Genomic DNA, 23,094 nt, shown 5'->3' with positions numbered 1-23,094 from the left:
AACTTGTTTATTTTAAATTTTCCCAATACCAGTTGATAGCTTCTTTTAATCCTTTTTCTATCGTATGGCTTGGCTGATAACCTAATAATTTTCCGGCTTTTTCAACGGATGCTAGTGAGTGAGGAATATCTCCTACACGGTTCGGACCATAGATAACATCTACTTCGCCAATCTTTTCATCGAATTCGCTTAAATATTTTTTAAGATATCCCACCAGATCATTCAATGTGGTGCGGTCTCCTACTGCTGTATTATAAACGGTATTCACTGCATCAGGGTTTTCAGTAAGCATAGCCAGCTCATTCATCTGAATAACATTGTCAATATATGTAAAATCACGTGAATAATCGCCTGTTCCGTTTATTACAGGAGATTCATGGTTGATTAACTGTTTTACAAATAAAGGAATTACAGCAGCATAAGCTCCGTTTGGATCCTGTCTGCGACCGAATACATTAAAGTACCTCAGACCAACACACTTCATTCCATAAGTTTTCCCAAATACGTCAGCATATAATTCATTTACATACTTAGTGATAGCATAAGGCGACAATGGCTTTCCAATCACGTCTTCCACTTTAGGTAATGACTCAGAGTCTCCATAAGTAGAAGATGAAGCAGCGTATACAAAACGTTTTACGTTAGCATCACGAGCTGCGACAAGCATGTTCAGAAATCCTGACACATTCACTTCATTACTTGTAATAGGGTCCTTAATAGATCTTGGAACTGAGCCAAGTGCAGCCTGATGCAGAATATAATCTACATTTTCCACTGCCTTCTGACAAACTTCCAAATCACGGATATCTCCTTCAATGAGTTTATAGTTTGGGTTTTCAAGGAAAGATGCAATATTATGACGGTGTCCTGTTGCAAAGTTGTCTAAGCACACTACATTATAACCTTTACTCAAAAAATACTCCGTTAAGTTAGAGCCAATAAAGCCCGCTCCACCTGTAATTAAAATTCTATTCATTTTTATGATTTGAAAATTTTGCTCCACCAACTTTTCTTTTCCTTCGTTTGGCTGTAACCATAACCATAGCTATAGTTGTATCCATATCCACCTGCACGTCTTGAAACATCATTAATAACAAAGGATACATTGGAAAGTTTTGAATCTCTCACCAGATCATTGGCGAAATCTATCAGTATATTTTTAGACACTCCTGATCTTACCACATACAGTGCCGCATCTGCCGTATCTGCAATACTTAATGTATCCGAAACCAGCATCAGTGGCGCAGAGTCAATAATAATATAGGTATATTGAGAAGACATTTGCTCAATAAGCTTTTGGTAACGTCCGTTAGACAACAACTCCTGAGGATTGGGAGGAATAGCTCCGGCATAGATAACGTCACATGAAGGGTTGGTTGTTGAGGTATGAATAAGCTCTTCTACCTTTACTGACTCATCATATAAAAACTCTGTAAGACCTTTTCTTTTAACAGGTTCACTGTCATATCTCTGAATCTGAGGGTTCCTGATATCTGAACCAATCAGAAGCGCTCTAGCATTTTTATTGGCAATGGTAAGAGCAAGATTTACTGATACCAGGGTTTTTCCTTCTCCTTTTACGGAAGAGGTAACCATAACCACTTTAGCTGTATCCTTTACTGGTAATACAAATTTCAAATTGGAAACAAGTACTCTAAAGGCTTCTGCCAACTCAGAGAAGTCATTTTTCTGTACCAAATGATTTTCCGAATCTGTAAGTGAAGGGATATCTACCAATACACCCAGTCCGGAACGTTCTTTAATATCCTCTCTGCTATATATTTTATCATCAAGAAGGAACAACAGATAGAAAATGGCAAAAGGAATTAATATTCCCAGCAATAAAGCACCGGGAAGAATGATCTCCTTTTTAGGCGATACAGCGATATCTTCTGTAAATGCAGGGTTTACAATTTTGGCTTTCGGAACATCTACTGAAAGATTGATCGCATTTTCCTCTCTTTTTTGAAGAAGGAATAAGAATAACTGTTCTTTAAGATTCTGCTGACGTTCAATTCCTCTGTATACTTTAGACTGCCCCGGAACCTTTTCAATTACATTATTATTAGTCTTGATTTGACTCTGGAGTTGAGAAATACCAGTCTGTACCGTTTGTTTCTGTTCGCGGATATTATCACGGATTACTTCCTTCAAAGAAGCAATTTCCCTGTTCATTTCTATAATAGCAGGGTTTTCATTAGTAGCTTGCTTAAGCGTTTTATTTCTACTAATAATCAATGAATTATACTGAGAAATAGTTTGTTCAAGTGAAGGATTCAGCCCAAGATTGGATGGCATAAGCTGATTATTACCTTTTGAAGCCTCCCCTGAAAGGGAATTCAGAAGATCCAGCTGAGCCTGTTGCTGAAGAAGAACTTTAGTATTTTCACTTGTATTCTGCAATGCCAGTTCTGCCTGCGCCTGCAAATCTACAATACGGTTACGATTCTGAAAATCCTCTTTCTGGTTTTCTACCCCGGAAAGATCTTTGGTAATCACTTCAAGTCTTTTATCAATGAATTCCTGCGTATTCTGAGCCTGTAAATTTTTATCTCTCTGACCATCCAGGTTATACTGCTTGGTTACTTCATTAAGAATAGCTTCAGATTTTTCAGGAAGAGATCCTATAAGACTGATTTCCATCAACATCGCTTTTTCATCCGGAATATTGATTTGGATCGTTTTCTCAAGTTTTTTTACTCTTTCAATTGGACTCCAAAAAATAATTTTATATTTCGCCCCCAAAGCAAGAGCAGGATTTCTCTGTAATATCACTGTTCCAAATTCCAGCTTTAAAGGAGTATTAAATTTTCCGACAATTTCTTTTTTCTTCCCACTGTGAAGGGTAAACTGATCTCCCTTTAAATCTCCTAAAATGTATTCAACAGAAACAAATTTTTCTCTAGTATAATCCAGAACTTTTGCAGTAATAGGAGTTAAGCCAAATAGTTGTGAATCTTTAATATCACCAGCACTGAAATATTCTACATTAAGGTTAAGATTTTGCACCACCTGCATCAATAATGGCCGCGAATTAACAATTGCGGCTTCACCTTTCAGTTCATCAGAATTACCCAAACCTATCCCCAAATTATCTAGATCAGCAAGAGCAGAAGTAAGGTCATTTTGTTTTTTATCGAATTTAAGGGTAGTTTTTGACTGATATTTAGGAATACTATATCTTAGATAAATAAAAGCAACGGCTACACAAATTATAATGGAGGCTACAAACCATGGCCATTTGTAAAGGTATTTTAAAATAGCTTTCTTTAAATTTAATTTTTCCTCCTTTGGTTGAAGTTCTTTCTGCTGCATATTTTATCGTCGTGTTAAAGCAATAATAAGTGTACCAGCTGTCAGTAATGCACCAATGATCTGGAATGTAAGGGCTCTGTTTGGATTCGAGTTAGCCTGGACCTGTTTATTTTTGTCTGGTTGTACATATAATATGTCGTTCTGCTTCATATAATAGTATGGTGAACTTACGATATCTGATCTGGTAAGGTCTATCTGAACAATCTGGTCTGTCCCATCACCATCAGTACGTATGAGCTTTACATTTGTACGGTCTCCAAAATCTGTCATATCACCTGCAAGGCCAAGAGCCTGAAAAATATTGATTTTCTGAGAAACACTTTCTTTCTGTCCTGGTACCTTTACTTCACCTAAAATGCTTACGTTGAAATTCTTCAGAGTAATAGTCACCAATGGGTCTGTAAGATATCGCTTCAGACGGGATTCAAGCTCCTGTTTTAGCTGTATCTGAGTCATTCCTTTAGTATATATATTCCCTAAAACCGGAAAAGAAATATATCCTTCTTCATTCACAAGATATTCACTTGGCTGAGAATACTGATTAGACCCGGTATTGGACACACTTCCTACTTTATTTACAGTATTGAGATTGAAAGGTTTTACGGCAATTTCGTCAAGTGCAGAAACAAGAATTAGAAGTACATCTCCTTCCTGAATATGTAATCCCTGAAACTTTGCTTTAGCAACTTCCTCTTCCATATTATGTTTTGACATATATACCATATTCTGCTTCGGTCTGCATGATAATAAAATAACCGATAACAGTACTATATATGTAATAATAGTTTTATTCATATGTTATTTGTTCTAAGTCTACTTGTGTTAATTTCAATTTTATTTGTGATACTTATTATAAGAAAGTTAGCTACCCATATTTTTCTATATTATTAGAAGTTTTTATTTATGTGAAGCGTATTTTAATCCCTATATTTTAGATCAATCCTTTTTCTAGCAATTTTCATTCCGTTTGAAATCAAAATAGCGAAAAATTATTATTTTCAACTAACTTTTTTATTAATTTCATTCATGTACTTTACTCATATACTTCATGTTCAGATATTTTATCTAAAATTTCAAATTCTGAATTATTACTTATAAATTCCGGTACAATGGTTTTTAATATTTTCACAATTTGTAAACTGTCTTTATTCATTGCCGACAAAATAATTTGCTGACACAAAATTTCTATATCTTCAAACTCCATCAATGGATCTCTCGATATCATAATTTTCTCATGATGGGTAGGAATCGTCGTTGAATTATCCGTTAAAAGTTCTTCATATAATTTCTCACCAGGTCTTAAACCTATAAAATCGATTTTAATATCAACACCTGGAGTATATCCTGATAATTTTATCATTCTTTCAGCCAGATCCAGGATTTTAACTGGTTTACCCATATCAAAAACATAGATCTCACCCCCTTGTCCCATTGTTCCTGCCTGAAGCACTAATTCGCAAGCTTCCGGAATAGTCATAAAATAACGAATAATATCAGGATGAGTAATTGTAACCGGACCTCCTTTTTCAATTTGTTTTTTAAAATGTGGTATTACAGAACCGTTAGAGCCCAGTACATTTCCAAAACGTGTAGTAATAAATTTTGTTGTGTTCTCGGGGGAATTTTGTAAAGACTGCACAAAGAGTTCAGCAGCCCGTTTGGAAGCTCCCATTACGTTGGTAGGGTTTACAGCTTTATCTGTAGATACCATAACAAAACGATTAACGTTATATCTTTTTGATAAAAGAGCTAAATTTTTAGTTCCTCCAATATTCACAAATATAGCTTCATGTGGATTATCTTCTATTAAAGGTACATGTTTGTATGCCGCAGCATGATAAACTATTGAAAACTGATGATTATCAAACAGCTTTTCAATCCTGGAATAGTTTGAAATATCCGCTAATACAAATTTAAACTTTTGATATGGAAATTTCTCTAATAACTCCAGCTGTAGTTCATATAAAGGAGATTCAGCCTGATCAACTATAACAATAAGCGATGAATTCAATTGAGCAACCTGCCTTACAATTTCGCTTCCTATAGACCCGGCCCCTCCGGTTACCAAAATAGTTTTATTAACATGGTAACTTTTCACCTCCTCGCCTTCTATTTTAATGGCCGGACGATTAAGTAAATCTTCAATCTTAAGCGGGCGAATACCCCTTACAACATCATCTTCTTTTATGATACTGGCTATAGGTGCTTTTAATACTTTCAATCCATTATCCAATGCGAGAGCCGTCCATTCTTCCATTTCCCGCTTTGTCATCATATCCTTGATCAAAACTGCATCAAACTGTTCTCTGAGAGTATCACTTTTAAGAAACTGCTTTTTATTATAAATTTTATGACCTAGCAGCATAGCTTTCTTAGAATCTGACCTGGCACTAAGAAATCCTGCCAACTGGTAAGGATGATCGGGATTATGAATAATAGCATTCGCTAATGAAATAGAAACACCCTCTACTCCTACAACTGCAACCCTTGCTTTAGTTGAAACATCCTTAGGATTCGTAAGTATACCAAAAATTTGTTTGGTTATCATTCTGAAAAAGAACATCAGAAAAATAGAAATCAAAAAAAATAAAAAAAGAACAGGGTATAAAAAAACAGGCTTACCCAATGTCAAATCTGAGATAAAATTGAGTACTAACAATGCAATAAGAGTACTACCCGAAGACCACATAATTTTACAAAAATCAAAAAAACTTGAGTGTCTTATAATTCCTGCATATGTTTTGAACAAGAGTATAAACAGAATATTAACAATAATGACTGAAAATATTTTTTCATTCTGATACTCAATAAAGTTAAGTTTTACCTCCAGACTTTTTAAGAACAAGTATGAAACTAAAACAGAAAAGAAAATAACTGAAATGTCGATAAAAAAAACCGACCACCTGGGTATATACCTTAACTCCCTGATTTTAAAAATGTCCCCCATAATACAAATAGCCTAAAATATCATTTTCATTAATTCAACATTCAGTGGCTTTTATTATTGGGCGAAGGTAACAATTATTATTAATATTTTTAGTACCACATATTAATTTTTATTCAAAATATAAATTAACATATCGGAAACATTTTAAAACAAAATCCCCAAATTAAAACTATTAAAAGGCCAAAAAATCAGTTGGAATATGCGGATTTTATTTCCACCTTCAACTGTTCTGCTTATTAATTTTGTGTATTTTTTTTGAAATACGATAAACAAAAAAAAATACTGTAAAACATATATTTTACAGTATTCTATACTACTCTCCTATAGTAGTTGCGATCCGGACGGGACTCGAACCCGCGACCTCCGCCGTGACAGGGCGGCATTCTAACCAGCTGAACTACCGGATCAATTTTTTTAAAGTAAATTGAGAAAAACTTCTGCGATCCGGACGGGACTCGAACCCGCGACCTCCGCCGTGACAGGGCGGCATTCTAACCAGCTGAACTACCGGATCAATTTTTTTAAAGTAAATTGAGAAAAACTTCTGCGATCCGGACGGGACTCGAACCCGCGACCTCCGCCGTGACAGGGCGGCATTCTAACCAGCTGAACTACCGGATCATTTTTTAAAGAACGTCGTTTCTTTTTCGTGGTTGCAAAATTACACCTTTTTTTGTTATCTGCAAATTATTTTAGAAAAAATGCCTCCCAATACTGGAAGGCATTCATTATCAAACTTATTTTTTTATAAGTGAGCGCTTAATTTTTCAGCGATTACCTCTTTTGGAGCCACACCTACTAATTTATCTACTACTTCTCCGTTCTTAAAAATAAGAACTGTAGGGATATTTCTGATACCATACTGCATAGAAATCTCCTGGTTGTTATCAACATCCACTTTCCCAACGATTGCTTTTCCTTCAAAATCTGATGCTACTTCTTCGATGATTGGTCCCAACGTTCTGCAAGGTCCGCACCATACTGCCCAGAAGTCTACTAATACCGGTTTGTCAGATTTTAAAACCGTATCCTGAAATGAGCTGTCTGTAATTTCTAAAGCCATTTTTGTTTCTTTTATTTTAATTAATATTATTTTCTTTTTAATCCTCTATTGGATGTTCAAAATTACGATTTTTAGAGCACAAGACTATCTATGCTCAACATTAGTTTTTTCTATAGTATAGTCACTTGAAATTTCTTTCAAAGCATTTGCCAATGCGTCTATATCGGATTTTGTCGTTAAATGGCTGAAAGAGATGCGTAATGGTGTACAGTGATCCATTTCATCTTCAGAAAGCACCATCATCATCACCATTGAAGGTTTTGAAGCTCCTGATGAGCATGCGCTTCCCTGAGAGATTGCAATTCCTTTCATATCCAGCTGAAGTCCTATCAATGGATTTTTGTATGGAAGCAATACGCTTAAAACACTGTCAACACTATTCTCCATTTCCCCGCTTCTTCCATTAAACTTAATATTAGGAACCTCTGCAGATAATTTTTCAATAGCGTATTCTTTAATTTCTCTGATATGGGCAGCATAAGACTCCATATTGTTGATGCAAAGTTCTAAAGCCTTACCTAAACCTACGATACCGGCAACATTTTCAGTTCCTGCTCTTAGGCTTCTTTCCTGAGGTCCACCAGTGATGATCCCTTTCAAGCCCGTAGCTTTTCTAATAAAAGCAAAACCTACTCCTTTTGGACCGTGGAATTTATGAGCACTGCAAGAAGCAAAATCTACCAGAGTATCTGAGAAATCAAATTTCATGTGGGCCATTGTCTTCACAGTATCGGAATGGTAAAGAGCATTGTGCGCTTTACATATTGCTGCAATTTTTTTAATATCAACAATATTTCCGATTTCGTTATTGGCATGCATTAAGCTTACCAGTGTTTTTTTATCTGAAGCTTTTAACAGCTCTTCTAATTTTGTAAGGTCAATATCTCCTTTTTCATTCGGACGGATGTAGTTTACTTCTACTCCTTTTCTGCTTTTCATGTCCAGAATACTTTCGGAAACACATTTATGTTCCAGAGGAGAGCTGATGATTCTTTCTACTCCAAGGTGTTCTACCGAGGATTTGATGATCATATTGTTGGATTCGGTTCCACAGGAAGTGAAAATAATTTCAGCAGGAGTTACATGAAGATAGTCTGCAACCTGTCTTCTTACATTTTCAATAAGTATTTTTGCTTCCTGGCCAAAGCTGTGCGTTGAAGAAGGGTTTCCGAAATTCATCTTCATAGTGCCTACCATTGCATCTATAACTTCATCTGCAAGCGGAGTGGTTGCGGCATTATCTAAATATACTTTATCCATTATTATTTTGAATATTTTAATTCTACGGAGGTAAATTGGTAATCTGTGGGAACAGTAAAAATAAACCACGGACTGGACATCACCTGAATTTCCATTCCACCAGAAGGTTCTCCGGCCGGAACTTCTACATAGAGAATCTGATTTTTCACAGATACTCCTTTAACTTCTTCAATTTTGTGACTTCCTGATCTGAAGGTTCCCAAATTGTATAAAACGACTTTCTTATTTTTCGGGAATTGAGGGTATTTGATATAAGATTCTTTTCCCAGATCTGCGATGCCAAAACTTCCTCTGATAATAGTACGAAATTCTTTTTCGTCTTCAATTATCTTAAAGCCAGGTTGATCAGTTCCTCCCTGAGATTCAGAAACAAGGAGTTCCGCATTTCCCTGTACGGCAGAAGACTTCTGAGATGGTGCGCTAGCACAGCTCATGAAGATTACCGCACATGCAATTAACAGGCTTTTCATTTTTTACAATTTTATCTCCCAAAATTAATGAAAAAATTGGTAATGTCCCTCATTTGCCCATTTCAACATTGGCCGATCTCCTGAAGTATCCCCAAATGCAATAATTTTATCGTATCTGGAATCGCTAATTTCCGCTTTAATTCTTACCAATTTTTCTTTCCCATTGCAGTTTTTTCCCACAAAATTTCCTGTGAAAATACCGTTCTTAAACTCTGCCCGCGTAGAAATAAGCTCCATTTTAAGTTCCTCAGCGAAAGGCTTTACCCAGATATCCAGAGAAGCCGTCACCAATAAACTCTGTGTATTATTCCTATCGATATTTTTTATAAAGTCTAATGCATTTTCCCTCACAATTTTAGGATAATGCAGCTCAAAAAATTGTTTAGACTTCATTTCGATCTTTTCCTGAGTCTGTCCTTTTAAAATAGACCCAATAAAACTTTTCTTTACTTTTTCCGTTTCGGCCAGCTTCAGTTTCAACAGAATAAAGAGGGGTACATGTCTTAAAAATTGTATCCGGTATTTTGTAGAATCGTAGAATTTAAGATACATAAACATCGTATCCTTATAGGTCAAAGTTCCGTCAAAATCAAAACAATACAATTTTTTCATTTCTCTTTAAAGCTTTAATTTTTTGAATATAAATTCAGGGATATTCCTGATAATCATCATGATAATACTCCAAACTGGCAAAACATATGCCACATTTTTCTCCTTTTTGAAGGCTTTATAAATACAGGCAGCTGCTTGTTTCGGTGTTGCTGTCAGTTTCGGATTTAAAGGCAGACCTTCTGTCATTTTGGTTGCCATAAACCCAGGTTTTATGGTAAGAACATGTACTTTTTTATCAAAAAGGTAGTTTCTCAGACCACTCAAATAGGCTGTAAACGCTGCTTTTGCACTTCCGTAGATAAAATTACTCTGTCTTCCTCTGTCTCCTGCTACCGATGAAAGCCCAATGATCGTTCCTGATCTTCTGTTTTCAAATTTATGAGCAAAATAGTTCATTACAGGAACCAGTTTTGAATAATTAATGTCTATGATGCGCTCCGTATTCCTATTATCATACAATCCTTCTTCTGTTCCTTCACCTAAATATCCTACGGCACAAAATAATACATTTGAATTGATATTATCAAATCTATTGTAATCAATTTCTTTAGTCAGATCCAGTTCAATGACTTCCGCCTGCTGCAGAAACTTTACATCAATGTGTCTTGCAAACCGTTCTGTAGTTTCTTTATTTGAGGTAAAAAGGTAGATTTTTTCAAACTTTTCTCCTTCCTGAAGTGCTTTTTCCACAAAAGCCTGTGCCACTTCAGATGTGCTTCCCAGAACTATCATTATGAGTTGTTGTTTATGATTCTTTTGTGCTGTAAAGACACAAATTTAGGATTTTGAATATTTTTCAGATAATTGGTAAGTGATGATCTGCTCATACTATCTTTGGTAAGATAAATTCTTCCTCCGAACTCCTGAACAATTGCATCAAGCTGATCTACCAGTTTTTTCAGTTTTGAATTGACTTTAAAATCCAGGGCCAGCGTATACCCTTCCACCGGGAATGAGTTGTAAGCCTCCGGGTTGTGTTTTCCAAAAAGTTTTAAAACCGCCAGGAATGATCCGTTTCCGCTTTTCGCAATCGTTTCAAGGATTCTTTTCATCCCATCTTTTCCTGCTTCCTTAGGGATTACCATCTGATACTGTATAAACCCGGATTTCCCGTAGATTTTGTTCCAATTATTAATAGCGTCCAAAGGATAGAAAAATGTTTCGTAATCAATAAAATTCTTAACTTCCTTCTTAGATTGCTTTTTATAGTATAACCAGTTGAATATTTTTACGGTAAGTGCATTCAGTACAAATCCCGGAAAATAAAAAGGAACTGTAGGTGATAATTTTTTCTTTAATCTTAAAGGAGTCTTCGAAAAACTCTGGGGAAGCTCATGCTGGAAGGCATGCTCTCCTCTCATCAGAATACTTCTTCCAATGTTTTTCCCTTTCTGAAGGCAATCGATCCATGCAACGGTATAAGTCCAGTTTTCACTTTCGTCAAACAGCTTAAAGATTTCGTCCAGATTTTCTGCTTTGATGCTCTCCTGACGAATGTATGCAGATTCTATATTTTTAAGCTTAAATTTTGCTGTAAGAATAATTCCAGTAAGTCCCATTCCACCAATGGTAGCCCAGAACTTCTCTGAATTCTCTTCTCTGGAACAGGTAATAATTTCCCCGCTCTCAGTCATTAGCTTAAATTCAATCACATATTCTGAAAAGCACCCTTCTGCATGATGATTTTTTCCGTGAACATCAGAAGCAATAGCTCCTCCTACGGATATAAATTTTGTACCAGGAGTAACGTACAGAAAGTATCCCTGCGGAACAGCAATTTCCAGAACATCTGAAAGCAGTACTCCGGATTCGCATTCTATCACTCCGTTTAAACGGTCAAAATTGATGAATTTATTTAGTTTTTTTGTTGAAAATATAGATTCTCCCAACGAAGCATCTCCATAACATCTCCCGTTTCCTCTGGCAATAATCTCGTTGTGATTGAGTACAAATTCTTTTATTTTTTTGAAACTGTCCTCTGATCTCATTTCTTTCTCCACTACCGGGAAATTACCCCAGTTTGTAACTTTCTGTGTGAAATTCGGCTTCATTTCTTAAAATAAATTTGAATTAAAAATGCAGCTACCCAAAGCAATAGGGTAACCTGTATGTAGCGGTCTCTGTAGACAATTTTTGTAGGAGATTCCGTTCTGTTGTAAACCAAGGTCTGCTGAAGGTATCTCAATAAGGCAAAAACCACGAAGATAACCGTATAAAAAACCCTTTCATGAAATCTTTCCTGAACTTCCGGTGACAGGGTAAACATTAGGTAGCACACAATAGCCAGTGTAATAGAAATGGATAGTGCAATATCTGCAAACTGAACGTTATACCCATCCAATGCCTTTCTTGTTTTTCCTGAAACCTGTGCATTGATCAATTCTCCCCTTCTTTTTCCAATTGCCAGTACGAGTGCCAATACAAACGTTAAGAGAATAGCCCATTGTGAGATACTAATTCCTGTAATATAGCCTCCAGCCAATACACGAAGAACAAATCCTATAGCAATAATAAAAATATCGATGATGGGAACATGTTTCAATCTAAATGTATATGCCAGATTCATCACCACATAGAAACCTATGATGATGGCAAACTTCCAAAGCAATTCATGGAAATAGAATCGTGTAAAAAATACAAGAACAATATCTGTGATGATCAGACCGATAAGAATTCCTATAGCTGTTGCTTTTGAAATAGCTCCACTGGCTAAGGGTCTTCTCCTTTTTTCAGGATGTTTTCTGTCTGCTTCAATATCATTGTAATCATTCAGAATATACACAACACTTGCCGCAAGCGAAAATATGACAAATGCGAAGATGCTTTTGGTAAGCAGATCTATGTTGGTAATATTACCTGAAAAGAAAAGAGGGACAAATACAAAAAGGTTTTTCACCCATTGCTCTACACGGAGCAGCTTTAAATATTTCTTCATTTATGTTATTTCAAGTACAAAAATAATAAATTCAAAATTCCTAGCATAAAAATACAAAAAAAACCGCCGGGGCGGTCTTTTACGAAAATATTTATATGTAAAATTAATTACTGCCCTTGCTTGGCATCATTAATCATTTTTTCATTTGCAGTGATAGCAAACTCAACTCTTCTGTTTTTAGCTCTTCCTTCATCTGTATCATTGCTTGCAACCGGCATATTTTTACCTTCTCCTTTTGAGAACATTCTGCTTGATGCAATTCCTTTCCCTACTAAGTAAGCTTTTACAGCATCAGCTCTTCTTTGAGAAAGTGCCATATTATAAGCATCTTTACCTACGCTGTCTGTATATCCGTAGATATTGATATTTGTATCTGCGTTATTCACCAATACTGTAGCTAATTTATCTAAGTTTGTCTGTGCAACAGAAGTAAGGTTTGAAGAGTCAAATGCAAAGTTAACAATACTTTCATTCATTGTTACTTTAATACCATCTCCTACTCTTTCTACCTGAGCTCCTGGTAAAGTTTCTTTAATATCTTTAGCCTGCTTATCCATTTTGTTACCGATAACATTACCAGCTACACCACCGATAATACCTCCCAATACAGCCCCAATAGCTCCATTTCCTCCTTTTCCTACATTGTTACCCAAGATACCTCCAAGTACTGCTCCTGAAGCAACACCTACTGCTGTACCTCTTTGTTGGTGATTTGAATTCTGAACCGCTTCACAGCTTGTCAATAATAATGCTGATGACAAGAAAAGGGCTCCTACGTATGTTTTATTAAAATTCATTTTTTTGATCTTTTATGTTGATAAATTATTTCATTCCCGCTCTCTGGAAGTTGTAAACTACTTTTACATTACCTCCTTCAAAAGGAACATCTTGCTGAAGTGAAAACTGGTCAGTAGTCTGACTCATTAATGTCATTGTATAACCGGCTGTATTTTGTTTTGCTTTAGTACCTTGAGCAATTTTTTTAAACATAAACGTGTTACCGTCTTTTACTTCAAACTTGATAGGTTGTGTAATTGCCGGGCAATCTCCACCTCCATTCAAAGTATACGCTCCTGTCCAGTTGTTAGGAATCAGTCTCCAGTGGCTTCCTACGAAACACTGTGCATCTGCCCCTTCGTCAAAAGGTTTGATTTTATAGCCTTTTTCGTAATCTACGCTCACGATCTGCCAATCTCCTTTTAATTTAAGGAAGTCTGCTCTTTGATTTTGAGATGTAGCTGCTTTGTTAACAGAGGAACACGACACTGCAAAAAGTGATGTTCCCAACATCCCTGCAAGTAGTAACTTTTTCATTTTGTTGTTTATTATTTTGTTATTATAAAGTTACAAAAAACCGTGCCAAAATTTAAAATAAAAAATAAAAAGTCCGAAAAAAATTCGGACTCTTTATGGTTTCTCCTTAAACACAGGGAGATAAATTATTTTTTAACAGCCTTTTTTACGGATTTCGAAGGCTTAGCAGTACTTGACGGCTTTCCTTTGTAGAAATTGGTATAAGCGTATTCTGCTGCCTTTTTCAAGTCTATAACTCCTCCTGCCTGCGATTGATCAGTAAATCCGTTTATAGTACTTGGATTACTGCTTTTCACAAGCGCTTCAATGATCTGATAAGGTTTCAGATCTGGCATATATGCTAATAAAACAGCGGCTCCTCCAGCTACCACAGGGGAAGCCATAGAAGTTCCCTGAAGGTATTTGTATTCATTTTTAGGAACGGTAGAATAAATTTCTTCTCCCGGAGCAAAAACATTCACCATTTTTTTATTGTAGTTAGAAAAATCGGCTCTCAATGCGCTATTCTTATTGGTACTTGCTCCTACTACAAGAACGTTGCTTACAAATGGTTTTTCATCAGTAACGTTTTTAAAGTTGGTAGGAAATGCCAAATGTTCTGCTACATCTTCATTTTCATTACCTGCAGCTTTTACTAAAAGAACACCTTTATCTTCGGCATATTTAAAAGCATCCCAAACCACATTCTTACCTGGGGAAACAGGTTTCCCGAAGCTCATATTTAACACTTTAGCCCCGTTATCTACGGCATATCTGATGGCATTGGCTACATCTTTATCTCTTTCATCCCCGTTTGGAACTGTTCTTACAGACATGATTTTAGCCACTTTGGAGGCTACACCATACTGAATTTCTTTTCCTTGCGGAAGTCCTGCGATAATTCCTGCTACGTGAGTTCCGTGTTCTGCATCTGCGCCTTCATAATGATTGTTACCATAACTCTTTTCAGAATAGTCATCATAATTATCTCCTACAATTTCTTTTCTAGGGTCATATGAAAGATCATATTGTTTTGCTGCCGGAGCAAAATGGTCTATTGCTTCCTTCATCTCTTCCTTCATCTTTTTTTCAAATTCAGCGGAAGATTTCCCTTTGAATTCAGGGCTTTGAGAAATCTGACCCAGAAACTCCAATGCAATTGCATCTTTCTGATCTGTAGGTGCTTTAATTGCTGAAATAGTTTCACCAGTAACTGGCTTACCTCCCAATAATTTTACCATATTAGGAATCAGCTCATTCAGCATAGAATAGGTTTTGAAATTCTGCTGAGCCTCGATACTTTTTTTATTGAACATATCTTTGGCCTTCATATACATATCAAACTCGTCTTTCATTTGAGCCTGATTTGCTTTATTCTTAGTAGAATCACTTCCTTCGAAAACAGGTTTATATTTGGCAACCACTCTTGTCACTTCCATGTTATCGATATCAATATCACCGTTTTTACCTCCTATGAAGTTCCAGCCGTGTATATCGTCAATATATCCGTTTCCATCATCATCTTTTCCATTTCCTGGAATTTCGTTAGGGTTTGACCAAAGGTTTTTTACCAACCCAGGGTGGTCTACCTGTACTCCACTATCCAAAACTCCTACCACAACGGTTTTAGGCTTCAGTCCTTTAGATTCTAAATATTTATAAGCATTTGCCGTATTTACTCCATATACTTTTGAAGTTGCAAAATCCTTATGATACCATGTCATAAGATCTTTATCTTCGTTTGGATCAATATTTTTAACTTTAGATTCCTGTGCAAAAGAGAAACTAAAACCTGCTAAAAAAACTGCAGCTAATAATACCTTTTTCATATGTTGAAATTTATTTTTTTTTAAAGACATATACCAATCGCCAGATTCATCTGCTGTATGCTGAAAATTTCATTAATAGCGATTGTATGCTAATATGATTGTTTTATATTTTTCATATATACCAGTGATTCGGGACCTTTGTTGCAAATAAGATCCAAAACCGACAAGTCTTCTAAAAACCCGAATTTATCAGAAAACGTCTGGTAATATTCTTCCATTTGAAATTCAGAAGGAAGCTTTGCCGAAAACTTTTCTCTGAAATTGATGCCTTCAGGATTTTTGATATATTCTTCATTCAAAGAGTGTGCCTTTTCTGTTTTCAATATCTGTTGGATCACTTCTATCCCTTTAAGGTTAAAATCAAGAAGGTACTTTTCCTGAAGTTCAAATATTTTTCTGAACTTATCTTCATAGTATTCAAAATAAGGAGAACTCTGGTATGCTGTCTTGATTGATTTCCAATGAAGAGCTCTCCAATCTTCACGGTAAGAGATCTCAACATCTTTAAATTCTCTTTTTCCATTATGATGGATAGGGATTATTAAGGACAATTTTCCGTTGGCTCCATAGATGTTTGTTCTGTTTCTATAGGTTTGCTTGGGAAAGCTCTCAAATTGTTCCAATGTAATTTCATTCTCAGGATTTAAAAACACTGAAAACCATGAAATTGGGGGCAAATAAAATGCCGGCAATAATACATTCTTCATATTCATAATACAAAAATGAAGTATTTTTTCAAATACTTCATTCTATTTTAAGTTTAATTTTATTTATTAATCGTCTTCAGTTTTTTTCTTTCTGAACAATTTCACGAAATATTCCCATCCAAAGAACAGTATCAGAATCATCGCTGCAATCCACCAGTAAGAGGTTTTATTGGCTTCTCCTGTATTGGTTGCTTTAAACATCCTGTCCCAACGGATTTTGAACGGTGCCTGATAGGTAGAGCTGCTGTCCGCAAAAGCACCCTGAAGGCTCATCCATGTAAACATCGGTTTTCCTACAATATTTTCTTCCGGAACGAAACCAAAGAATCTTGCGTCTAATGAAGCATCTCTGTTGTCCCCTATCATCATATAATAATCCTGTTGAATAGTATACTGAGTTGCTTCTTTTCCGTTGATAAAGATTTTTCCGTTCTTTTTCTCTAAGCTGTTGTGCTCATATTCAGAAATGATCCACTGATAGGTTGGAAGTGTTTCTTGATTGATGGCTACCACATCTCCTTTTTTAGGAATTCTTAGTGGGCCATACCAATCCTGATTCCAAGGTTTGTTGATTGGGAAGATAGATTGTGTGGTATCAATTTTCGTTTTTGCTTCGTCTCTGTAATATACTGCAGCTTCACCTTTTGTTGAAACCTCTTCTTTCATATCAAGAACATGAGGAAGTTCTTTAATTTCTTTAGCAGTCTTATCTGTTAAGCCCTGAAAACCATAAATAAATCCTCCGTTATCCTGTTGAAACTCCTGAACCGGTAAAAATCCATAAGCTTTGTATAAAGTTGGGATATCTAATTGAGCATCCGTTGTTACAATATATCTGTGCTGTACTTCCTGATCTCCTAAAACAGCTTCAGGTTTTCCGTTTACGAAAAGTCTTCCGGCTCTCATTTCAAAAGTATCACCTGCTGTAGCAACACAACGTTTTACGTAAGGATCTTTTCTATCGATTGCTGTATGTACGGAATCCTGAGGATAGTTGAAAACAACTACATCATTTTTCTGTGGCTTGTTGAATTGTAAAATTCTTGTGTAAGGAAGCTTTACTCCATCTACGTAAGATTTTGGATCATCTTTTGGATTTCCCTTCTGTCCTGTATCCATAATTGTCCCCTGAAGGAAAGGTATTGCTACCGGACGCATCGGAAGTCTGTAACCGTAGCTCCATTTGTTTACAAAAAGGAAGTCACCCACCAGTAATGTTCTTTCCATGGATCCTGTAGGAATCCCGAACGGCTGTGTTATAAAAACGTGGATGATAGTGGCAAAAACTACCGCGAAGGTAATTGAACCCACAAATGTATCTTTCTTTTTATCATTCTTTTCTTCGTCTGTAAGAAAGAGATCATTTGCATTTTCATCTTCTAACTCTACATCTTTAGAATAGTTGATCACTGCCATATAGATAAACGGCAAAATCACGGTAAGAATCTGATCTTTGAAAAGGGTTTTCCCAAACTTTTTCACCAAATAAAGGTGGAAAACAGACATCATGATTGGCCCTACAATCGGAAGATAAGATAGGATCGCCCACCATTTCGGATATTTTGTTTCTTTCAGAATGATGAAATAGTTGTAGAAAGGGATAAAAGCAAATAAAGGGCTATAGCCCATTTTCTTGAACAGTTTCCAAGATGAAATCCCCATCAATACGGATAGTATGAGGACATATACTGTATAAGTTAAAAAATAATTCATAAATTTTTGTGCCTATTCTTATGATATAAATGATAAAAATGATGAGTAATAAATGATAAAAGCAGTCCGCTGTTTACAATTCACTATTCATCATTTTCTGTTTATTTGTCTGCAATTTACAGAATTTGTTACAAATTAAAGCCCCAAAACGTCTTTCATTGCGAAGTTTCCTTTTTTATCTTTAATCCATTCGGCAGCTACTACAGCTCCCAATGCAAAACCGTTTCTGTTGAAAGCGGTATGTTTGATCTCGATTTCGTCTACTTCACTTTTGTAATATACGCTGTGGGTTCCCGGAACTTCATCTTCACGTACTGCAAAAATTCCAAGCTGTTTACCTTCTGTTTCTTCCAGTTTCCAGGCATCGAACTTAGGATTATTTTGAATGATTCCTTCTGCAATGGAAATAGCGGTTCCACTTGGAGCATCTATTTTATGAATGTGGTGAATCTCTTCCAACTGGCAAGAGTATTCATCTACATTTTTCATCAGATCCGCAAGTTTTTCGTTTAAAGCAAAAAATAAATTAACTCCTAAACTAAAGTTAGAACCATATAGAAATGCTGTTCCGTTTTCTACAGCCAGTTTTTCTATTTCATCTTTTTGATCCAGCCAGCCTGTAGTTCCACAGATCACCGGGATTTTATTTTCAAGACAAGCTTTGATATTCTCAAATGCAACTTCCGGCAATGAGAATTCAATCACAACATCCGGATTATTAAGATTCTCAGCAGTTGGGGTTTCTTTAAGGCGGGCAACTACTTCATGACCTCTTTTCTGTGCGATCTCATCAATGATCTTACCCATTTTACCATAACCAACTAATGCTATTTTCATATAATCTTTTTTATTTTCATATAATCTTTTTTATTTTTAAATACTGCCTTCAACCGGAGTCTTTTGCAGATATATTGTCTAAAATCTATAACTTAAACTGAACCCGGTTTTTGGAGCACTATAGCCATACTGATCCTGAATAACTGATGGTTTAAAAACCAAATCCGGGTCATGGCGGCTTTCATAAAGGTGTGCATCTACTACAGCATCTACAATATTCAGAATATAAATAAGTCCTGTAATTGCAATAGCGTAATCCCTTTGTCTCTTTGCCCTGTCCTGAGCGTTCCCCAATGCTTTTTTATCTAAAAACGGGTGGCTGTCCACAAATTCGTTTGGAGTACCGTTAAGTTTAGCGATATAGTATTCACGATATTTCTTGTATTGATTATCATTCCATACAGCAATCCCCACTCCGGCTCCTACCGCTCCCCAAACAATGGGAATCTTCCAGTATTTTTTGTTGTAAAACTGTCCTAATCCCGGTAAAACAGCAGAATACAAACCTGCTCTGGTAGGATTCAGCTTTATGGTTTTTACGGTGGGACCATTGGCTTTTTCGAGATCTTCAATGATCTTTGCTTCTGTTTTGCCTGGTTTTACCACACGGGATTCCTCTTTCGGAAGAGTCTGCATCCGAACGGTATCAATAGGTTTTACTTGTGAATAGGCCAGTGCAGCGATACACAAGAAAAATGTGAAAAATATTTTCTTCATTATTTAATATGGGATAAAATATATTCCAGCTCTTCTTCGTTTTTGAAATCCAGAACAATTTTACCTTTTTTACCATTTCCAGAAGCTTTAATCTCCACCTTTATGTCTAAAATATCAGCGATGGTCTTCTGGGCTTTTTTATAGTTATTGGAAAGCTCTACATTTGCTTTTTTAGCAGCGGGAGACTTTGGATTCTTCAATGCAGCAGCAGCCTGCTCTGCCTGACGAACGTTTAATTTTTCTTTGATGATAAGGTCAAATAAAACCTGCTGATCTTCTTCACCTTCAAGACTGATGATTGCTCTACCGTGTCCTGCAGAAATCTCACCGCTTCTGATGGCATTCTGAATATCCGGGTTTAATCTTAACAGCCTGATAGAATTGGTAATGGTACTTCTGTCTTTTCCTATTCTCTGGCTCAGGTTTTCCTGTGTAAGACCTATTTCCTCTAAAAGCCTATGGTAAGTAAGTGCAATTTCGATGGCATCAAGATCTTCTCTCTGAATATTTTCAACAAGAGCCATCTCAAGAAGCTCCTGATCATTTACTAAACGAATATAAGCCGGAATAGTCGTTAACCCGGCAATTTTAGTTGCTCTGTAACGTCTTTCCCCGGAAATGATTTCAAACCTTTCACCGTCTTTCCTCAGGGTAATCGGTTGAATTACGCCTAAGTTTTTGATTGACTGCGCGAGTTCATTTAATGCTTTTTCATCAAAATAAGTTCTCGGCTGCGTCGGGTTCGGATAAATATCTTCAAGTGCAACTTCCACAATATTTCCCACAAACTTATCAGCCCCTTCGTCAGTGGCTGAATTTACAGTTGCTTTAGATTCTGCACTTAAAATGGCGCCCAAGCCGCGTCCCATAGCTCTTTTTTTGTCCTTCATAGATATAATTGATAAATGATGTTTGATAAGTGGTGGCTAGCATCCACCTATTGGCCATTTATTATTAATTTAATTCTTTATTAAGTTTTCATTTCTCAAAAGAACTTCTTCAGCTAATTGAATATACTGAACAGCTCCTTTACTTTCTGCATCATAGTTCAGGATACTTTCCCCAAAACTTGGTGCTTCACTCAATCTTACGTTTCTGCTAATAATGGTTTCAAAAACCATTTCCGGGAAATGTAGGTTTACTTCCTCCACTACCTGATTGGATAATCTCAATCGGCTGTCATACATCGTAAGAAGAAGACCTTCAATTCCAAGGTCTTTATTGTGGATCTTCTGAACATTTTTAACGGTATTCAAGAGTTTCCCAAGTCCTTCTAATGCAAAATATTCACATTGAATCGGAATGATTACAGAGTCTGCTGCTGTAAGTGCATTGACTGTAATAAGTCCTAAACTCGGTGCACAGTCGATGATAATATAGTCATAATCATCTCTTACACTGGCTAATGCTTTTTTCAGCATATACTCACGGTCTTCCTTGTCTACCAATTCAATTTCCGCAGCTACCAGGTCAATATGTGACGGGATAATATCCAGGTTCGGAGTTGCTGTCCTTTTGATACAGACTCTTGTGTCTGCACTATGCTCCAGTAGATTATATGTAGAATACTGAACATCTTCAACACCCAGACCAGATGTAGCATTCGCCTGAGGATCAGCATCAATGATTAATATTTTTTTTTCCAATACTCCTAATGCTGCCGCCAAATTTACAGCGGTGGTAGTTTTACCAACACCTCCTTTTTGATTAGCAATACCTATGATTTTTGCCATTATTAGAACTTTAAGTTTCAAAAATACACTTTTTTCTTTGCTCTCGGTGAGTGGGGAAAATCAAAATTGAGTTAAAATATTGTTAATAAGCAATTTAGCAATAAAAAAAATTATCCACAAAAAAAAATCTTTGTGGATAACTATTTGAAATGTGTCTTTCCGTATTAATTATCAAACTTCATTGAGATAGGAAATTTGAAATAACTTCTTACGAATTCTCCTTTTTTGTTTTTGGCTGGGACCCATTTTCCTTTACTTGAGATGTTTTTAATTGTTCTCATGGCTTCACTGTTAAAGTCGGCATTGGTTCCATTAGCTTTTACCCCTGAGATGGTTCCGTCCATTTCTACAATAAAGGTAACTGTCGTTTTTACTACATCTTCTGATTCAAATCCTGAACCGTCGAAATTGTTCATTACTTTATTTCTGAAGGAGTCTATTCCTCCTGTGAAATTAGCTTCTACTCCAAGTTCCCCAGACTCTGCAATTTTATTTTTATCTACAGGATCAGAAATTACTGGCGGAGGCGTATTAATTACAGGACCTGTACCTACTGATACATTGGGAACATTTGGTGTATTAGGTATCACCGTTTCTCCTTTAAAGTTGTTTGCAAAACCTGCGACAGCATCATCAGGAACGGGATCTTTTTTCACATTATCCTGAGCTGTACTCGATGGTGTAGGCACTGTGCTGTCAAATGTTTTCGCATTTGAAGCGACTTCAGGCTTTACCGGAGTAATTTTCACCGGAGGATTCACTGGTTCATCAGGAATTATCATTGGTGGTGGAAGTTCCCATGTCTTACCTATTGTTTCTGCAGGTTTAAGTGCAGAAATCACAAACGGCGTAATAGATACTGCAGCCATTAAACTTGCTCCGATAAAAAGCGCTTTGGTTAATATTCTATCTGATTCGTTTCTTAATGCATAGGCACCATATTCTTTATTGCGGTGCTCAAAGAGAACTTCGTTAAAACGAAATTCCTGGTTTTGATTATGTTGTTTCATCACTACTACTTTTTTAAACTGTTAAAAATTTTGATTATTAGTTTTGTTAGCTCTTATCGATAAGCAATGTTGTAATATCAAAACATCTGCCAAAATTTTAACAAAACAACATAATATTAGAAAATTTTATGACAATGTTTTAATTTCAACATTTTTAAATAGAAAATTCACACAGGAAAACACAACTATTTCCTATGAAAATAAATAAAAACAGCAAACTACAAATAACGGAGTGATAGCTTAGTAGGGAAGATTACATAAGCAGGAGAAGAAGTGTAAGCGGTATCAATAATCCCAGAGAATTGATAATAATTAAAATAACAGAACTGATCTTTGTTTTCGAATAACTTTTAGCCGCAAAATAAATCGCGCCTATACTAAACACCAAACTGCAGACTATAAAGAGGATCAGTAAAAAATCTGAACTGACCTCTATAGGCATACCTAAATAAACAATCAGAAGAACTGCATAAGCTATTGTAAAGTATAAGCTGATTACAATATTATCCAGAAAACGCTGGGGTATTTTATTTTCTTCCATATGATTGATTTCCCTGTTTATACTTCGTTTCAAGACAAAAGTATACAAAAATTTAAAATTGGAATAATAAGCATTATCCTTGTCAAGATTTAAAACCTTGACAAGGATAATA

General features: G+C 36.0%; 22 protein-coding genes and 3 tRNA genes. All 25 read right to left on the bottom strand.

Going from position 1 to position 23,094, the window contains the following annotated elements; translation table 11 throughout:
* Positions 1-7 precede the first annotated feature (7 nt).
* On the bottom strand, positions 8-976 hold the full coding sequence (locus AC57AW_RS07765) for an SDR family oxidoreductase (RefSeq protein WP_496351425.1): 969 nt from the start codon (positions 974-976) through the stop codon (positions 8-10).
* Positions 977-978: 2 nt separating this feature from the next.
* Positions 979-3,315 (bottom strand): GumC family protein, encoded by a 2,337-nt coding sequence (locus AC57AW_RS07760; RefSeq protein WP_496351424.1) that lies wholly within the window; start codon positions 3,313-3,315, stop codon positions 979-981.
* Positions 3,316-3,318: 3 nt separating this feature from the next.
* Positions 3,319-4,029 carry a polysaccharide biosynthesis/export family protein gene (locus AC57AW_RS07755; RefSeq protein WP_496351423.1) on the bottom strand — a complete coding sequence of 237 codons (711 nt, stop codon included), beginning with the start codon at positions 4,027-4,029 and terminating at the stop codon, positions 3,319-3,321.
* Between the two features lie 319 nt (positions 4,030-4,348).
* Positions 4,349-6,262, bottom strand: a complete 1,914-nt coding sequence (locus AC57AW_RS07750) for a polysaccharide biosynthesis protein (protein ID WP_496351422.1) — start codon at positions 6,260-6,262, stop codon at positions 4,349-4,351.
* Between the two features lie 333 nt (positions 6,263-6,595).
* Positions 6,596-6,669, bottom strand: a tRNA-Asp gene (locus tag AC57AW_RS07745).
* Positions 6,670-6,702: 33 nt separating this feature from the next.
* Positions 6,703-6,776 (bottom strand) — tRNA-Asp (locus tag AC57AW_RS07740).
* A 33-nt stretch (positions 6,777-6,809) separates the two neighbouring features.
* Positions 6,810-6,883: transfer RNA gene (locus AC57AW_RS07735), tRNA-Asp, on the bottom strand.
* Between the two features lie 124 nt (positions 6,884-7,007).
* The gene (gene trxA / locus AC57AW_RS07730) at positions 7,008-7,325 is read right to left on the bottom strand and encodes a thioredoxin (protein WP_047380983.1); all 318 of its coding nucleotides are present in this window, start codon (positions 7,323-7,325) and stop codon (positions 7,008-7,010) included.
* Between the two features lie 84 nt (positions 7,326-7,409).
* A complete protein-coding gene (locus tag AC57AW_RS07725) occupies positions 7,410-8,585 on the bottom strand; it encodes a cysteine desulfurase family protein (protein ID WP_318848868.1) in 1,176 nt (391 codons plus the stop codon).
* A gap of 2 nt (positions 8,586-8,587) precedes the next feature.
* Positions 8,588-9,055 (bottom strand): hypothetical protein, encoded by a 468-nt coding sequence (locus tag AC57AW_RS07720; protein WP_496351421.1) that lies wholly within the window; start codon positions 9,053-9,055, stop codon positions 8,588-8,590.
* Positions 9,056-9,079: 24 nt separating this feature from the next.
* Entirely contained in the window at positions 9,080-9,667 is a 588-nt protein-coding gene (locus tag AC57AW_RS07715) for an HAD family hydrolase (protein ID WP_496351420.1), read from the bottom strand.
* A 6-nt stretch (positions 9,668-9,673) separates the two neighbouring features.
* The gene (locus AC57AW_RS07710) at positions 9,674-10,399 is read right to left on the bottom strand and encodes an SDR family NAD(P)-dependent oxidoreductase (RefSeq protein ID WP_077415689.1); all 726 of its coding nucleotides are present in this window, start codon (positions 10,397-10,399) and stop codon (positions 9,674-9,676) included.
* Positions 10,399-11,718 carry an FAD-binding oxidoreductase gene (locus AC57AW_RS07705; RefSeq protein ID WP_496351419.1) on the bottom strand — a complete coding sequence of 440 codons (1,320 nt, stop codon included), beginning with the start codon at positions 11,716-11,718 and terminating at the stop codon, positions 10,399-10,401. The genes AC57AW_RS07710 and AC57AW_RS07705 overlap by 1 nt, the downstream gene beginning before the upstream one ends.
* Positions 11,715-12,602: a decaprenyl-phosphate phosphoribosyltransferase gene (locus tag AC57AW_RS07700; RefSeq protein WP_318848873.1), complete on the bottom strand. Its 888-nt coding sequence runs from the start codon at positions 12,600-12,602 to the stop codon at positions 11,715-11,717. Before AC57AW_RS07700 ends, AC57AW_RS07705 begins: the two co-directional genes overlap by 4 nt.
* Before the next feature lie 107 nt (positions 12,603-12,709).
* Positions 12,710-13,399, bottom strand: coding sequence for a YiaD family glycine zipper/OmpA-like lipoprotein (locus tag AC57AW_RS07695; RefSeq protein ID WP_318848874.1), 690 nt, complete (start codon positions 13,397-13,399; stop codon positions 12,710-12,712).
* Positions 13,400-13,424: 25 nt separating this feature from the next.
* Positions 13,425-13,916 (bottom strand): lipocalin family protein, encoded by a 492-nt coding sequence (locus tag AC57AW_RS07690; RefSeq protein WP_318848875.1) that lies wholly within the window; start codon positions 13,914-13,916, stop codon positions 13,425-13,427.
* A 125-nt stretch (positions 13,917-14,041) separates the two neighbouring features.
* Positions 14,042-15,724, bottom strand: coding sequence for a S8 family serine peptidase (locus AC57AW_RS07685; RefSeq protein WP_496351418.1), 1,683 nt, complete (start codon positions 15,722-15,724; stop codon positions 14,042-14,044).
* A gap of 89 nt (positions 15,725-15,813) precedes the next feature.
* Positions 15,814-16,437 (bottom strand): WbqC family protein, encoded by a 624-nt coding sequence (locus tag AC57AW_RS07680; RefSeq protein WP_496351417.1) that lies wholly within the window; start codon positions 16,435-16,437, stop codon positions 15,814-15,816.
* Between the two features lie 60 nt (positions 16,438-16,497).
* Entirely contained in the window at positions 16,498-18,144 is a 1,647-nt protein-coding gene (gene lepB, locus AC57AW_RS07675; protein ID WP_496351416.1) for a signal peptidase I, read from the bottom strand.
* 135 nt (positions 18,145-18,279) lie between these two features.
* Entirely contained in the window at positions 18,280-18,981 is a 702-nt protein-coding gene (gene dapB, locus AC57AW_RS07670) for a 4-hydroxy-tetrahydrodipicolinate reductase (protein WP_496351415.1), read from the bottom strand.
* Positions 18,982-19,059: 78 nt separating this feature from the next.
* The gene (locus AC57AW_RS07665; protein ID WP_496351414.1) at positions 19,060-19,698 is read right to left on the bottom strand and encodes a DUF5683 domain-containing protein; all 639 of its coding nucleotides are present in this window, start codon (positions 19,696-19,698) and stop codon (positions 19,060-19,062) included.
* The gene (locus AC57AW_RS07660) at positions 19,698-20,588 is read right to left on the bottom strand and encodes a ParB/RepB/Spo0J family partition protein (protein WP_496351413.1); all 891 of its coding nucleotides are present in this window, start codon (positions 20,586-20,588) and stop codon (positions 19,698-19,700) included. The genes AC57AW_RS07665 and AC57AW_RS07660 overlap by 1 nt, the downstream gene beginning before the upstream one ends.
* Before the next feature lie 69 nt (positions 20,589-20,657).
* A complete protein-coding gene (locus tag AC57AW_RS07655; protein ID WP_103231733.1) occupies positions 20,658-21,431 on the bottom strand; it encodes a ParA family protein in 774 nt (257 codons plus the stop codon).
* Positions 21,432-21,595: 164 nt separating this feature from the next.
* A complete protein-coding gene (locus AC57AW_RS07650) occupies positions 21,596-22,441 on the bottom strand; it encodes an energy transducer TonB (protein ID WP_496351412.1) in 846 nt (281 codons plus the stop codon).
* Positions 22,442-22,694: 253 nt separating this feature from the next.
* Positions 22,695-23,015 (bottom strand): hypothetical protein, encoded by a 321-nt coding sequence (locus tag AC57AW_RS07645; protein ID WP_496351411.1) that lies wholly within the window; start codon positions 23,013-23,015, stop codon positions 22,695-22,697.
* Positions 23,016-23,094 lie beyond the last annotated feature (79 nt).

The organism is Chryseobacterium sp. BGA-UO-ETr-SB22, assembly GCF_059567885.1.
This window is presented reverse-complemented; position numbering and strand designations above follow the sequence as displayed.

Bases quoted from the DNA above. Each gene is read 5' to 3' on its own strand.
- AC57AW_RS07765 (WP_496351425.1), bottom strand. From the start codon at position 976: ATGAATAGAATTTTAATTACAGGTGGAGCGGGCTTTATTGGCTCTAAC.
- AC57AW_RS07715 (WP_496351420.1), bottom strand. From the start codon at position 9,667: ATGAAAAAATTGTATTGTTTTGATTTTGACGGAACTTTGACCTATAAG.
- lepB (WP_496351416.1), bottom strand. From the start codon at position 18,144: ATGAATTATTTTTTAACTTATACAGTATATGTCCTCATACTATCCGTA.
- dapB (WP_496351415.1), bottom strand. From the start codon at position 18,981: ATGAAAATAGCATTAGTTGGTTATGGTAAAATGGGTAAGATCATTGAT.
- AC57AW_RS07720 (WP_496351421.1), bottom strand. From the start codon at position 9,055: ATGAAAAGCCTGTTAATTGCATGTGCGGTAATCTTCATGAGCTGTGCT.
- AC57AW_RS07695 (WP_318848874.1), bottom strand. From the start codon at position 13,399: ATGAATTTTAATAAAACATACGTAGGAGCCCTTTTCTTGTCATCAGCA.
- AC57AW_RS07700 (WP_318848873.1), bottom strand. From the start codon at position 12,602: ATGAAGAAATATTTAAAGCTGCTCCGTGTAGAGCAATGGGTGAAAAAC.
- AC57AW_RS07725 (WP_318848868.1), bottom strand. From the start codon at position 8,585: ATGGATAAAGTATATTTAGATAATGCCGCAACCACTCCGCTTGCAGAT.
- AC57AW_RS07655 (WP_103231733.1), bottom strand. From the start codon at position 21,431: ATGGCAAAAATCATAGGTATTGCTAATCAAAAAGGAGGTGTTGGTAAA.
- AC57AW_RS07685 (WP_496351418.1), bottom strand. From the start codon at position 15,724: ATGAAAAAGGTATTATTAGCTGCAGTTTTTTTAGCAGGTTTTAGTTTC.
- AC57AW_RS07710 (WP_077415689.1), bottom strand. From the start codon at position 10,399: ATGATAGTTCTGGGAAGCACATCTGAAGTGGCACAGGCTTTTGTGGAA.
- AC57AW_RS07680 (WP_496351417.1), bottom strand. From the start codon at position 16,437: ATGAATATGAAGAATGTATTATTGCCGGCATTTTATTTGCCCCCAATT.
- AC57AW_RS07690 (WP_318848875.1), bottom strand. From the start codon at position 13,916: ATGAAAAAGTTACTACTTGCAGGGATGTTGGGAACATCACTTTTTGCA.
- AC57AW_RS07760 (WP_496351424.1), bottom strand. From the start codon at position 3,315: ATGCAGCAGAAAGAACTTCAACCAAAGGAGGAAAAATTAAATTTAAAG.
- trxA (WP_047380983.1), bottom strand. From the start codon at position 7,325: ATGGCTTTAGAAATTACAGACAGCTCATTTCAGGATACGGTTTTAAAA.
- AC57AW_RS07665 (WP_496351414.1), bottom strand. From the start codon at position 19,698: ATGAAGAAAATATTTTTCACATTTTTCTTGTGTATCGCTGCACTGGCC.
- AC57AW_RS07755 (WP_496351423.1), bottom strand. From the start codon at position 4,029: ATGTCAAAACATAATATGGAAGAGGAAGTTGCTAAAGCAAAGTTTCAG.
- AC57AW_RS07750 (WP_496351422.1), bottom strand. From the start codon at position 6,262: ATGGGGGACATTTTTAAAATCAGGGAGTTAAGGTATATACCCAGGTGG.
- AC57AW_RS07705 (WP_496351419.1), bottom strand. From the start codon at position 11,718: ATGAAGCCGAATTTCACACAGAAAGTTACAAACTGGGGTAATTTCCCG.
- AC57AW_RS07650 (WP_496351412.1), bottom strand. From the start codon at position 22,441: ATGAAACAACATAATCAAAACCAGGAATTTCGTTTTAACGAAGTTCTC.
- AC57AW_RS07660 (WP_496351413.1), bottom strand. From the start codon at position 20,588: ATGAAGGACAAAAAAAGAGCTATGGGACGCGGCTTGGGCGCCATTTTA.